Source organism: Pseudomonas sp. S3_G06 (assembly GCF_054667565.1).
Genome location: NZ_CP162738.1, coordinates 164075 through 177214, shown reverse-complemented (window position 1 = coordinate 177214; position 13140 = coordinate 164075). Strand labels below are relative to the sequence as shown.

13 protein-coding genes are annotated in these 13140 nt (G+C 61.1%); 4 read left to right on the top strand and 9 right to left on the bottom strand.

Annotated features, from left to right (window positions below; translation table 11 throughout):
* Nucleotides 1–109: 109 nt before the first annotated feature.
* Together pgeF and rluD are read right to left on the bottom strand one after the other, a co-directional pair.
* Nucleotides 110–832: a peptidoglycan editing factor PgeF gene (gene pgeF / locus AB4N47_RS00810; RefSeq protein WP_341639211.1), complete on the bottom strand. Its 723-nt coding sequence runs from the start codon at nt 830–832 to the stop codon at nt 110–112.
* Nucleotides 829–1791: a 23S rRNA pseudouridine(1911/1915/1917) synthase RluD gene (rluD, locus tag AB4N47_RS00805; protein WP_016773140.1), complete on the bottom strand. Its 963-nt coding sequence runs from the start codon at nt 1789–1791 to the stop codon at nt 829–831. The genes pgeF and rluD overlap by 4 nt, the downstream gene beginning before the upstream one ends.
* A 151-nt stretch (nt 1792–1942) precedes the next feature.
* Between rluD and AB4N47_RS00800 the strand changes: the two genes are divergently transcribed.
* The 4 genes from AB4N47_RS00800 to AB4N47_RS00785 all read left to right on the top strand — a co-directional run bounded on the left by AB4N47_RS00800 (nt 1943) and on the right by AB4N47_RS00785 (nt 6241).
* A complete protein-coding gene (locus tag AB4N47_RS00800) occupies nt 1943–2959 on the top strand; it encodes an outer membrane protein assembly factor BamD (protein ID WP_016773139.1) in 1017 nt (338 codons plus the stop codon).
* A 126-nt stretch (nt 2960–3085) separates the two neighbouring features.
* On the top strand, nt 3086–3319 hold the full coding sequence (locus AB4N47_RS00795; protein ID WP_263217740.1) for a PP0621 family protein: 234 nt from the start codon (nt 3086–3088) through the stop codon (nt 3317–3319).
* A complete protein-coding gene (locus AB4N47_RS00790; protein ID WP_341639212.1) occupies nt 3309–4898 on the top strand; it encodes a sensor histidine kinase in 1590 nt (529 codons plus the stop codon). Before AB4N47_RS00795 ends, AB4N47_RS00790 begins: the two co-directional genes overlap by 11 nt.
* The gene (locus AB4N47_RS00785) at nt 4895–6241 is read left to right on the top strand and encodes a sigma-54-dependent transcriptional regulator (protein WP_341639213.1); all 1347 of its coding nucleotides are present in this window, start codon (nt 4895–4897) and stop codon (nt 6239–6241) included. Before AB4N47_RS00790 ends, AB4N47_RS00785 begins: the two co-directional genes overlap by 4 nt.
* Before the next feature lie 92 nt (nt 6242–6333).
* Here the strand turns inward: AB4N47_RS00785 and thiO are convergent, their stop codons facing one another.
* The 7 genes from thiO to AB4N47_RS00750 are packed head-to-tail and all read right to left on the bottom strand — an operon-like array spanning nt 6334 to nt 13104.
* Nucleotides 6334–7434: a glycine oxidase ThiO gene (gene thiO / locus AB4N47_RS00780; protein WP_341639214.1), complete on the bottom strand. Its 1101-nt coding sequence runs from the start codon at nt 7432–7434 to the stop codon at nt 6334–6336.
* A gap of 57 nt (nt 7435–7491) precedes the next feature.
* Nucleotides 7492–7893, bottom strand: a complete 402-nt coding sequence (locus tag AB4N47_RS00775) for a type IV pilin protein (protein WP_341639215.1) — start codon at nt 7891–7893, stop codon at nt 7492–7494.
* Nucleotides 7894–7908: 15 nt separating this feature from the next.
* Nucleotides 7909–10998, bottom strand: a complete 3090-nt coding sequence (locus AB4N47_RS00770) for a pilus assembly protein (protein WP_341639216.1) — start codon at nt 10996–10998, stop codon at nt 7909–7911.
* Entirely contained in the window at nt 10985–11464 is a 480-nt protein-coding gene (locus tag AB4N47_RS00765) for a pilus assembly PilX family protein (protein ID WP_341639217.1), read from the bottom strand. The genes AB4N47_RS00770 and AB4N47_RS00765 overlap by 14 nt, the downstream gene beginning before the upstream one ends.
* Nucleotides 11465–11474: 10 nt before the next feature.
* Nucleotides 11475–12188, bottom strand: coding sequence for a PilW family protein (locus AB4N47_RS00760; protein WP_341639218.1), 714 nt, complete (start codon nt 12186–12188; stop codon nt 11475–11477).
* Complete coding sequence (gene pilV / locus AB4N47_RS00755) at nt 12185–12634, bottom strand: type IV pilus modification protein PilV (RefSeq protein ID WP_016773132.1); 450 nt, start codon at nt 12632–12634, stop codon at nt 12185–12187. Before pilV ends, AB4N47_RS00760 begins: the two co-directional genes overlap by 4 nt.
* A complete protein-coding gene (locus AB4N47_RS00750) occupies nt 12631–13104 on the bottom strand; it encodes a GspH/FimT family pseudopilin (RefSeq protein ID WP_041477800.1) in 474 nt (157 codons plus the stop codon). Before AB4N47_RS00750 ends, pilV begins: the two co-directional genes overlap by 4 nt.
* Nucleotides 13105–13140: the final 36 nt, after the last annotated feature.

Here is a 13140-nt window from a genome sequence, read left to right as displayed (position 1 = left end):
GGCCGGACCTAAGAAACCATCCTGAATAAAGAAACCTGCCAGATACCACTGTAGATGCGGTCGATTCTGGGAGATTCAAGCGTCGGAGAGTTGATGCAGATCAGAGAGTTTAGCGGGTGAGCCAAACAAGAGAGGCGAAACGACCGGTGCGCGACGCACGGCGATAGGAGAAGAAGCGCGGATCGGTCACGGTGCAGAAACCGCCGCCGTAAACCGCTGTTACACCACGGGCTGCCAGACGCAGGCGCGCCAATTCATAGATGTCAGCCATGAACTTGCCAGGGTTGTGGCTCGGCACGAAGGCTGTCGCCGCTTCCGGCAACTGCTTGACGAAGACTTCGCGCACTTCCGCGCCGACTTCAAAGGCTTGCGGGCCGATGGCCGGGCCGAGCCAGACCAGAACGTCTTCAGGCGCAACATCGAGGCTGTCGAGGGTGGCTTCAAGCACACCCGCTGCCAAGCCACGCCAACCGGCATGGGCCGCCGCTACGCGAGTGCCCGCACGATCGCAGAACAACGCCGGCAGGCAGTCCGCCGTCATCGCCGCGCAGGCAATACCCGGCATTGTGGTCCAACTGGCATCTGCAGTCGCAACGATGCCCGGATCAGCATGGGCAACGGTGATCCCGTGCACTTGCTGCAACCAGGCAGGCTGTATGGAGAAGTGCTCGGTCAAGCGGCGACGATTTTCGGCCACCGCTTGCGGGCGATCATCGACGTGATCACCCAGATTCAGGCTGTCGAACGGCGCCTCGCTGACACCACCCTCGCGGGTGGTGACACAGGCCCTGACGCTGGCCGGCGCAGGCCAGTCCGGCGTCAGCCAGTTCATCCGACGAAGGCCTCGCGATCCTGCTTGAGCAGGGTCAGCAGCCAGACGAAATCTTCCGGCAGCGGCGATTCCCAGCTCATGCGCTCACCGCTCGTCGGGTGATCGAGTTCAAGGAAGCGCGCGTGCAGCGCCTGACGCGGGAAGTGCTTGAGCGATTCCACCATGGTCGGGTTGGCCGCAGGCGGAATGCGGAAACGCCCGCCGTAGGCCGGATCGCCGACCAACGGGAAGTTGATGTGCGCCATGTGCACACGGATCTGGTGGGTCCGACCGGTTTCCAGCTTCACCCGCACGTGGGTGTGGGAACGGAAACGCTCGAGCACGCGGTAATGGCTGACGGCAGGCTTGCCGCCTTCCATCACTGCCATGCGCTGGCGTTGCTGGCCGTGACGACCGATCGGCGCATTGATCTTGCCACCGGCGGTGACCACGCCGATCACGATGCACTCGTAGATACGGCTGACGCTGCGGCTCTGCAATTGCGCAACCAGTTTGGTCTGCGCCTGAATGGTCTTGGCCACCACCATCAGACCGGTGGTGTCCTTGTCCAGACGATGCACGATGCCGGCGCGCGGGACATTGATGATGTCCGGCACATGGTGCAACAAAGCGTTGAGCAGGGTGCCATCGGCATGACCGGCAGCCGGGTGCACCACCAGGCCCGCAGGCTTGTTGATCACCAGGATGTCGTCGTCTTCATAGACGATGTCGAGCTCGATGTCCTGGGCGATCCACTCGCCCTGGGCTTCCTGCTCGGCAGTCAGCTCAAGGACGGCACCGCCATGCACAATGTCGCGCGGGCGGATCACCGCCCCGTCCACAGTCAGGCGACCTTCTTTGATCCAGGCGGAAAGGCGCGAGCGTGAGTGCTCAGCGAAGAGTTGGGCGGCGACTTGATCGAGGCGTTGGCCGCCCAATTCGGACGGCACCTCTGCGCGAAGTTCAATTTTATCGGACATGCTCGGACTGGGCGTCGGCACAGCCTTTGGTTTCGGCTGCGCGCTTGTGGTTAAATACGGCGTCTTTTGCCCCGAGGCTTTTCAACGGGGCGCTCATCATAACAGGACGGCCCCGCCCAAGACAGCGGCCGTCATAGGGACGCAAGCCGCCATGCAAGTGAAACACCTGCTGCTGATCGCCATCCTCGCATTGACCGCTGCTTGCTCATCGAAGGAAGTCGTAGACGAAAACCTCAGCGAAGCCGAGCTGTATCAGCAGGCTCAGACTGACCTGGACAACAACAGCTACACCAGCGCCACAGCCAAGCTGAAGGCTCTGGAGTCGCGTTATCCGTTCGGTCGCTACGCCGATCAGGCTCAGCTGGAGTTGATCTACGCCAACTACAAGAACGCCGAGCCGGAAGCTGCAAAGTCTGCCGCCGAGCGTTTCATTCGTTTGCATCCGCAGCATCCGAACGTGGATTACGCGTACTACCTCAAGGGTCTGACCTCGTTCGACCAGGACGTCGGCCTGCTGGCGCGCTTCCTGCCGCTGGACATGACCAAGCGTGACCCGGGCGCCGCCCGCGACTCGTACAACGAGTTTGCGCAGCTGACCAGCCGCTACCCGAACAGCCGCTACGCGCCGGACGCCAAGCAGCGCATGATCTATCTGCGCAACCTGTTGGCCGCCTACGAAATCCACGTCGCCGACTACTACCTGACCCGTCAGGCTTATGTAGCCGCTGCCAACCGTGGCAAGTATGTCGTGGAAAACTTCCAGGAAACCCCATCGGTCGGCGACGGCCTGGCGGTGATGACCGAGGCTTACCAGCGTCTGCATCTCGACGATCTGGCAGCCACCAGCCTGGAAACCCTGAAGCTCAACTACCCGGACCACCCGAGCCTGCAAGATGGCCAGTTCGTGCCACGTGTAGCCGAGGCCGACAACCGTTCGTTCCTGAGCAAGGCAACTTTGGGCCTGATCGAATCGCGTCCACCGCTGCCGCCGGGCGAAACCCGCGCCAACCAGGACGTGCAGAAGCAGTTCCAGGACGCGAAAGATGCGATCCCGAACGAGCTCAAGCCTAAGGACGAAAACGGCGACGTGATCGAAGAGCCAGAGCCGGAATCCAGCGACACCGATCGCTCGTGGTTCAGCTACATGACCTTCGGCGTGTTCGACTGATCACACCGGCTGTACGAAAAAGGGAGATCTGCAGATCTCCCTTTTTTATTGCCGCGCTTTAATAGGCTGTGCGCTGATCGGGTCCTTGGCTAAACTGCCGGATCATCAGTCGAAAAGCCGCTCATCATGCTTCGTTTATTGTTCTGGATTGCCCTGATCTTCGCCGCCATCTGGCTCTGGCGCAAATTCAAGGCCCCCGCCTCGTCCACCCGATCGCCGCGCGAACAGGACGCGCCGCCGATGGTGCGCTGCGCCCACTGCGGCGTGCACCTGCCGCGCGACCGCGCGCTGGGCAACCAGCAACAGTGGTATTGCAGCCAGGCTCATCTCGAGCAAGGCCCGGACGCCAGTGGTCGCTGAGGCCGCCAACGCCGACCAGAAACAGGCGCAGCGTCTGCTGCGCCTTTATCACCTGTACCGTTTAAGTGTCGGCATCACTCTGGTGCTGCTGATCTCCAGCAACATGGACAACCGCCTGCTGACGTCAGCCAACGACGACCTGCTGCGCGGCGGCAGCTGGCTGTACCTGATCATCAACATGCTGCTGGTGGTGTTCCTTGAAAACACCCGGCGCCCGGCGCAGTTGTTCACCCTGGCGCTCGTCGATGTGCTGCTGTTGTGCGGCCTGTTCTACGCGGCGGGCGGCGTGGCCAGTGCGCTGGGCAATTTGCTGGTGGTCTCGGTGGCGATCAGCAACACCCTGCTGCGCCGACGCATCGGCCTGCTGATTGCCGCCATTGCGGCGATCGGCATTGTCGGCCTGAGCTTTCTGCTCGGGCTCAGCCGCCCCTTGAGCGCCAACGCCTACTTGCAAGCCGGCACCCTCGGCGCGCTGTGCTTCGCCGCCTCATTGCTGGTGCAAGGGCTGATCCGCCGCCTCGAAGTCAGCGAGACCCTGGCCGAACAGCGCGCCAGCGAGGTGGTCAGCCTGGAGGCGCTGAACGCGTTGATCCTGCAACGCATGCGCACGGGGATTCTGGTGCTCGACGAGCAACGCCGGGTGCAACTGGCCAATCACAGTGCGCAGAGTCTGCTCGGGCATAGTCACCTGCAAGGTCATTTGGTCGACGAATATTCGCCAGCACTGGTCGAGCGTCTGCAACTGTGGCGCAACAACCCGACCTTGCGCCCGCAGAGCCTGAAAATCCCCGGCAATGGCCTTGAGCTGCAACCCAGCTTCATCGCCCTTGAGCAGAGTCCGAACCAGCAGACGCTGGTGTTTCTCGAAGACCTGGCGCAAATCACCCAACAGGCGCAGCAACTCAAGCTCGCTGCGCTCGGGCGTTTGACCGCCGGCATCTCCCATGAAATTCGCAATCCACTGGGCGCGATCAGTCATGCCGCGCAGCTGTTGGCCGAGTCCGAGGAACTCGATAGCGCAGATCGGCGTCTGACGCAGATTATTCAAGACCACTCCCAGCGCATGAACCGAGTCATCGAAAACGTCCTGCAACTGTCCCGCCGCCAGCAAAGCGCGCCGCAACGGCTGGACCTCAAGCCGTGGCTGGAAGACTTCGTCGGCGAAACCCGCGAGCAGGCCAACGAGCGCCAGCACATTCATCTGCGAATCAATTCCGGCGATTTCACCACGCTGATGGACCCCAACCAGCTGCGGCAGATTCTCGACAATCTGATCCGCAACGCCTGGCGTCACAGTGCCCAACTGCACGAGCAGGCCGACGTCTGGCTGGCACTGTTCGTCGACCCCGAAAGCCAATTGGCAGTGCTCGAAGTGCAGGACAACGGCCCCGGCGTGTCGGCCGAGGAACAGGCGCATCTGTTTGAGCCGTTCTTCACCACCAGCAGCCAGGGCACCGGTCTTGGCCTTTATCTGTCCCGTGAGCTGTGCGAAAGCAACCAGGCACGCCTAGACTTCAAATCACGCCAAGGCGGCGGCTGCTTTTGCATCACTTTTGCTCACGGACGGAAACAAAGTTGAATACAAGCCCACGGCAAAAAATTCTAATCGTCGACGACGAACCGGATATCCGCGAGCTCCTGGAAATCACCCTGGGACGGATGAAACTCGAGACCTTCAGCGCACGCAATCTGGGCGAAGCTCAGGCGCTGTTGCAGCGCGAGCACTTTGACCTGTGCCTGACCGACATGCGCCTGCCCGACGGCACCGGGCTGGAGCTGGTGCAACACATTCAGCAACGCGATCCACACCTGCCGGTGGCGATGATCACGGCGTACGGAAGCCTGGAAACTGCGATCAATGCGCTGAAGGCCGGGGCGTTCGACTTCCTCACCAAACCGGTGGAACTGCCGCGCTTGCGCGAACTGGTCAGCTCGGCGCTGCGCCTGCCGACAGCGGGCGGCTTGAGCACGGCAATCGAGCGACGCTTGCTGGGCGACTCGCCGCCGATGGCCAATCTGCGCAGGCAGATCGACAAGCTCGCACGCAGTCAAGCGCCGGTGTACATCAGTGGTGAATCCGGCAGCGGCAAAGAACTGGTCGCCCGTCTGATCCACGAACAAGGTCCGCGCGCCAGCCAGCCGTTTGTGCCGGTGAACTGCGGGGCGATTCCGTCAGAGCTGATGGAAAGCGAGTTCTTCGGTCACCGCAAAGGCAGCTTCACCGGTGCCGTCGAGGACAAGCCCGGGCTGTTTCAAGCGGCCCATAGCGGCACTCTGTTTCTCGATGAAGTCGCCGACCTGCCGCTGTCGATGCAGGTAAAACTGCTGCGAGCGATTCAGGAAAAAGCCGTGCGCAGCGTCGGTGGCCAGCAGGAAACGGTGGTGGACGTGCGCATCCTTTGCGCCACGCACAAAGACCTTGAAGCCGAAGTTTCGGCCGAACGCTTCCGCCAGGATTTGTATTACCGGCTCAACGTCATCGAACTGCGCGTGCCGTCCCTGCGCGAACGCCGCGACGACATCGAGGCGCTTGCCATGCACGTGCTCAAGCGCCTGGCCAAAGACACCGGACAACCCGAAGCGCGCCTGCACCCGCAAGCGCTGGAGGCGCTGAAGAACTATCGCTTTCCCGGCAATGTGCGCGAACTGGAGAACGTCCTCGAACGCGCGCACACCCTGTGTGAAAACCGTACGATCGAGGCGCAGGATCTGCGCTTGAGCGAAGGCAATTGCACGGCGGACGGGGCGATGGCCGATCTGACACAGATCGACAACCTCGAGGATTATCTGGAGAGCGTCGAGCGCAAACTGATTTTGCAGGCGCTGGAGGAAACCCGCTGGAACCGCACGGCTGCGGCGCAGCGGTTGAGTCTGTCGTTCAGGTCGATGCGTTATCGGCTGAAGAAATTGGGCCTGGATTAAAGGCCCCTTCGCGAGCAGGCTCGCTCCCACATTTGGAATGAGTATTCCTGTGGGAGCGAGCCTGCTCGCGAAGGCGGTCTACCAGCCTCTGACTAAATCCGGCCCTCAGGCGCATACGGCGCCGGATCAATAATCGGCGCCCGCCCCAGCATCACGTCAGCAAACAACTGACACGATGCCGGCGCCAGCACCAGCCCGTTGCGGTAATGCCCGCAGTTCAGCCACAACCCCTCGAACCCGGGCACCCGGCCAATAAACGGAATGCCTTCCGGCGACCCCGGCCGCAGTCCCGCCCAGTGCCCGACCACTTCGGCATCCGCCAGCGCCGGCAACAATTCGATCGCCGAGGCCTTGAGGCTTTGCAGCGCTACATCGGTCGGGGTCTTGTCGTAACCCTCGTGCTCCAGCGTGCTGCCAATCAGAATGTGACCGTCGCGACGCGGGATCGCATAACGCCCCTTGGCCAGCACCATGCTTGGCAGGAAATCAGCCGCGCACTTGTAGAGAATCATCTGGCCTTTGACCGGTTCGACCGGCAGCGTCAGGTTCAGCGTCTTGAGCAGATCACCGCTCCACGCTCCCGCCGTCAGCACAATCTGGTCGCCATTGATCAACCCCGTCGAAGTCTCCACGCCGACCACGCGCTCGCCCTCGCGGACGAAGCCACTGACTTCGCATTGCTCATGAATCGTCACATTCGGCAGCGCCAGCAGCGCGGCTTTCAGCGATTTGACCAGCCGTGGATTGCGCACGTTGGCGACATCGGCCATGTAGATCGCTCGGCTGAAACCGCTGCCGAGCACCGGCACCGCGTCATGTGCCGCCGAGATATCCACAGCCCGCAGCGGCCGATTTTCCCGCTCGGCCCAGGCCAGGGCTGCGGCTTCATCATCCAGATCCAGCCAATACAGACCAGTGGTGTGCACCTCAGGATCAACCCCCGTGGCGGCAAACAAGCGCTCGCCGAGCTGTGGATAAAAATCCTGCGACCAATGCGCCAGCGCGGTGACTGCCGGACTGTAGCGCCACGGGTACAACGGCGAGACGATGCCGCCGCCAGCCCAGGACGATTCCTGGCCGACATTCGAGCGATCCAGCAGCACTACGCTGCGCACTTCGGAGGCAAGATTGTAGGCAGTGAGCAGGCCAATCACCCCGCCACCGACAATCACCACTTGCTGTTGCCTGGTCATGTTCGATCCAACCGTAAAAAAGACAGTGGGCGCAAAAGGCGCCCGAAAGAGAGTGCGTCAGCGGCCCCAGCAATCCTTGGCGGTCACTCCGCTGGTCGCATTGTTCATGCTTCGCACGCCGGTGTTGGTCAGGGTGAAATCCCCGCACTTGTCGGTCGCCATGGCCGAACCGGTTTTACGAATCGCGGTCAGCACAAAGGTCTGGTCGGTCAGCGTCGGGGTGATGGTGTAGAAATCATTGCCCGTGCTCAGTCCGGTGACGCCGGTGTAGACATTGTTGCGGGTGTAGAAGCGTTCGAGGGTCTGCGCCTGCTCCGAGAGCAGCGAGACCACTTCGGCGCGACGGCCCTTCTTCACGTATTCGTTGTAGCTGGGGATGCTGATGGTGAGGATGATCCCGATAATCGCGATGACGATCATGATCTCGATCAGGGTAAAGCCTCGGCTGGATCTGCGCATGCCTCAAATTCTCGCTTACTGGATTTGTCGCCACATGATACGACGGCTGCCGCCGCCACCTTTTTCCACAATGACCGTGACCGCGCCGCTGGTATCAGTCGTGCCCTTGCGCTCGCCGTTAGCGGAGATGAAGTTCAGGGTCGGAATGCCGCCGGTAAAAATCACGCCACTGGATATCATGTCATTGCTGTCGACCAAACGGTCGCCAGTGGTGTCAATCACGGCGTAGTTGAGCATCTTACCGTTGAACGCATCGAGTTCGACCAACCTGCCCGTACCAAAGCTCGAACAAGGGTCGGTGGTATCGACGCTGGCGGTGGTAAAAACGACTCGCCCCAGCACAATGCTGGCCTGGTTGATCACTCGCTCGCCGGTCAGCACGTTGTTGTACACCAGCGGCAAATACCAGCCTTTTTCTCCCGGATACGTCGTTTCATTCTGGCTGGTGGTCAGGAACTGCCCGGAACTGCCGGAGAACGAACCGGTGATCGCCTGTGCCTGCAAACTGCTGACGGTGATTTGTCCGGCCCCACCCTCTGCGTCCCAGATTGAATAGAACGCCTGCAGATCCTTGTTGCTCTTGTCGGCAGTCTCGTTGAACTTGCCGGTGCCAAAGAACACCTGCTTGCCGCCCTGTGGGTTGTCCGCCAGCAGCGGTTGCGCGGTGATCGGCTGCGTTGCTCCGCCTGGGGCGGTGAACAAAGGCTTGCCGGCAAACGCCACGCCCCAGCTTTCCGGCGCCGTCGCGCTCAAGTCGAACTTCCACATGCGTCCCTTCAGGTCTCCACCATACGCAGCCTGCACCACGTTCGAGGAATTGACCCTGAGTTTTACCGAAGACAGACCGTTGCCGGTTTCCGTGCCGTCGATGACGACTTTCCTGATCAGCGAACCATCCAGCGCATCCAGCACATACAACGCTGCAACCCCCGAATTGCTGCCGTAACCATTGGCGATGAATGTCGCCCAGCGACCATTGGCCAAGCGTGCCACTTCCGGACGCGCGTAGGCGTAACCCAGATCATTGAAAGCATTCGACGCATTGGCCGTGGCCGGCGCACTGACTTCCCACAGTGCCTTGATCACGTTGCCTGCCGAGGCATCGAACAGTTGCAGCCCGTAGAAGGTTTTGCCACCGGCCCCCGTTCCGCCAATGGCCAGGGTTTTCCAGGTAGTGCCGGCCTGTGCATCGAACACACCGACCTGACCGTCCACGAGAAACTTGTGGCTGACGCCGTTGACGTAATTGGTGTCCGCGATCAGACGCAAGGAAGGCAGAACGCTGGAGGGCATATACGCATAACGGCGGGTGCCGTTCGCCGAGTTGATCACGTTGACGAAACCGTCGTTGGCGTTCACCACCAGGCTGGTATTCATGTTCGCAGCCTTGGTCGTCAGGTAGTTGGTGTAACTGCTGTCCCCCGTCAGGTCGGATGCGGTCTTGTCCGAAGGCGACGCGAGCACCAGCGGCGAATTGATGATGTCGCCGAGCAGCGCAGTGCGCACCTTGAGCCCGGCCTTGTTGGTCCCCTTGCTCCACTCCACCAGATCATTGCCGTTGATTCCGGCGGGCAACCCCTGATTCAGCGTAGTCTGCTGCGCCGGGGAAAAGTTGAGAAGTGCCAGGGCAATTGGCGTGTTGCTCGCGGTGTTCCATGACTGGAAAGTCGGCGCGGTGGCAGAGGGCACGATGGTGGTGTCGGTCGTCCATTGCACAGCCGAGGTATTCACTGTTCCGGTCGAGGTGAATCCAAACGACCTGATCGTGCCGCGCCAATCCTTGGGATCGTAGGTTGTCTGGTAAAAACTGCTGCCACTGGTCAACGTACTGCTGCTGGCAACACCGGCACCACCGGAGCCGGCCTTGGAAGTGATATCGCTCAGTGCCGACGATAACGCCGCATTGAGCCCGGAGCTGTCGGTCGCCTGGTAATACCTGCCCTGCCCATAACTGGCGGCGTCGGACAACATATCGTTATCCGCAGCGAAACCCACGGTGTAGGTGTTCATGTTCTGCCTGGGAAAATCCACCGCGTTCCAGCTCTTGCCGGCGGCGTCGGTACCGGTCGAGCGCATGTCGATGTCGAAGGCGAATTTGGCTATGTCATCCAGATACAGCGTGTCGCCTTCGCCGTCACCGTTGATGTTGTCGCCGTCATTATTCACGCCATCCCAGTTCGGCAACCGACTGCCCCCCAGCGGATCGTTGGTCGGGAAGGTACGGTCATAGGTCGGCAAGCCATCGGTAATCACCACGCCGTAGTTTTTCTGGCAGCGGTATTGAATCGGACTGGTATAGGTCGCCGGCGTGCCGTTGTAGTAAGGCGCCAAGCCACGCATGTAGCGCGTGACTTCGTAATAGCTCTCGGCCAATGGCGTGTTGGCCACGGCGTTCAAGCCGTTGATCGATGAGATCAGCGCGTTGTAGTTGGTGTCTGCCTGGGCCTGGGTGACGCTGCCCGCGACGGGTGACAAATCGGTGATCGAGCGAGCGATGAAACCGCCGTTGCCCGGGTTGCTGCTGGTCGCCGGATTGAATGTCGACAGGCCCATGCGCAAGGTGCGGTTGCTGCTCACCAGTGCGGTGGAAACGTTGCGCGCCACGTTCATCCGGTAATCGTTGGGAATCGCCCCCGTGGTGAAGTCGCGGGTGCCGTTGCTGTTGGCGAGGCTGACTATGTAGGAAATGTAATCGGCGGAATACCGAGTGTTCTCGTTGCCTACGGGGTCGGGGAGCTTGAGGCACAACGGCGCCACGCTGTTGTTGTAGAACGCATACGCGCCTCCCGAGCAGCCGGAGGTTGGCAGGCTCGATAGAAACACCGTGTCGCCGGTAATCTGCGGCGCATTGAGTGCAGAGCACAATCCGAGGAAGGCATTGCACTGGCGGGCGGGAGTGCGGTTGACGTTAGGGTTGAATTCGGCGGCGTAAATGATGCTGTTCATACTCCCCGAATCATCGATCAGCAGCATCACGTTGGGCGCCACCGCAGCCGCGCTCAGCAATGGCGAATCGGACGGCGTGAAAGCCCAGGCCGGTGCCGCCAGATAAAGGCTCAGGAGCATGCCGACCAGCAGCGACAGGCCGCGCTCAATACTTCGCATAGACACTCTCCACCACGCTACGCGAATTGCCGGCGATGCCAACCGCAGTGACTCGATACAGGGTTGCCGAGGTGTTACTCGGCACGTTCACCGCCGTCAGGGTCGTGCCGATGTTCTGCACGCCATAAAAGCCATTACCGGCAGCGATCCAGGTCACTCCGGAGGTCGAATTGAAACCTGCCGAGCTGACCACTGACGACTCCGCTGGCGGCAGGCATTGACTCGTGCCGCTGCACACCGCCAACGAATAACTGTCCAGTTGTACTGCGCTTTCGCCCACACGCAATGCCGCTTCGGCCGCCTGAAATGATTGATTGCGCAGGCTTACGCTGCCGGCCATTTTCTCTTGCAGGTTGGCGCTCTGCATCGAGGACAAACCGATCAATGTCAGCAACAGCAGAAACACCAGACTGACCAACAAGACCATGCCGCGCTGGGCCTTATGTTGTTGCAAGGAAATCCTCATCGCCGCCCCCTCATGGCAAGCGGTTGCGCAATGCCGCAACCACGTTGAAGGTTTGATTGCGCACCCGATTGTTCGGGTCGGTGAGGGTCAGGCTCAGGCGCACACTGCGAATGCGCGCGGGATCGCCGGGGTTGCTGCTGTAGGTCGAGGCCGCCACGTCGGTCGCCGAGCTGGCCAGACCAAAGGTGACGTTGAAGGCACTGACATTGTTCACCAGCACTTGCTGCGCCGGATTGCCGCTGCCGGTGCCCATGAGAATCTGGTTGTTACTGAAGCTGTAGACCAGACGGCGGATCGGGAACGCGATCTGCCCCGTGGTCGGGCTGCGCAATCCGCTGTAGGCGACCGCGCTGTTGCGACAATCGGAAACTACCGTCCAGGTCGGTGTGCCCCCGCCGCTGCCGACATCGGCGGTGACCAGGGTCAGCTTGAGACTGGCGTTATCCCAGTTGATCGGGATGAGCTGCGCGGCGTTGAAATCCCCTGCCGAACTGGAGTCGACGATGGTGCCGAGGCAGCCGAACATGCCGACCATGCGGATTTCCTGAATCATTTTGCTGAGGACGAAGCGCGCATCTTCCTGCATCGCTGCGGCGCTGTTCTGGCTGACGTAGGTGTTTTTTGCGGCGATGAAAATCTGCACCACACCGGGTACGACGATCAACCCCAAAGCCAGAGCTATCAGCAACTCGATCAGGCCGAAACCACGGCTGGTGTGCTTCATGGCGTGGCCACCGGATCGACCGCCGCCCGGCTGGTCAACACGAAACTGCGCTGGGCACTGGCAGCGTTCGCCGCGCGCGCGTCGCTCCAGGTAATGGTGATGGTATAGACCCGCTGGTTGAGGGTGATGCTGCCCGTCGCGGTCGGGCCGCCGAAGTTGGCGATGTTGGTGGTGAAGTCGTAGAGGTCCTGGTCCCGCGCATTACTGAGATTGCCCGAGGTCGGTGGCGTAACGGTGTAGTTGGCGCCGGAATTGGCGCGGATGCGATCCATCATGTCATAGGCGATGAAGCTGGCCTGACTGGTCATCCGCGAACTGTCGGTGTACTTCAGCGCATTGAGCTGCACCGCCGCTGCGCCCAACAGCCCGACCGTAAGAATCAGCAGCGCGACCAGCACTTCGATCAGCGTCATGCCCTCCTGTGCGTTTTTGCTCCCTGCCCTCATCCGCAATTTCCACCCAGTTGAATGCGTCCGTTCAAACACACGTTCAGCGTCCTGCTTTGCGTGCCCAGCGTGTAACCGATGACTACCGCCGTCGACGGTGCCGCCAGACCACCAAGATTGTTGAAATCCAGTGCGGTCACTCCTGAGGGTAGCGTCAGAGTCGCGCCACTGCTCATCGCTGGAACAACCCGCAACACATTGGCCGGATTGCCAGTGCTGTCGTAGACCGCCAGCTCACCGGTCCAGACACTGCCGCCAGCGGTCGGACGCAGACGCGTGGTCACGCCGCGATTGATCGCTTCGAGGCGAGCGAAATTGATCGCCCGCTGCAAGTCGCCGACTTCGGTATCCGCCTTGCTGCTCTGGATCGTACGGGTAAAGGCCGGCACCGCCAGCGTGATCAATATCAGGAATACCGCGATGGCGACCAGCAACTCGACCAGCGTGAAACCTTTTGTACGAAGATCCATCGATGCCCTCCGTTGCTGTCGGCTATACCTGCTTTT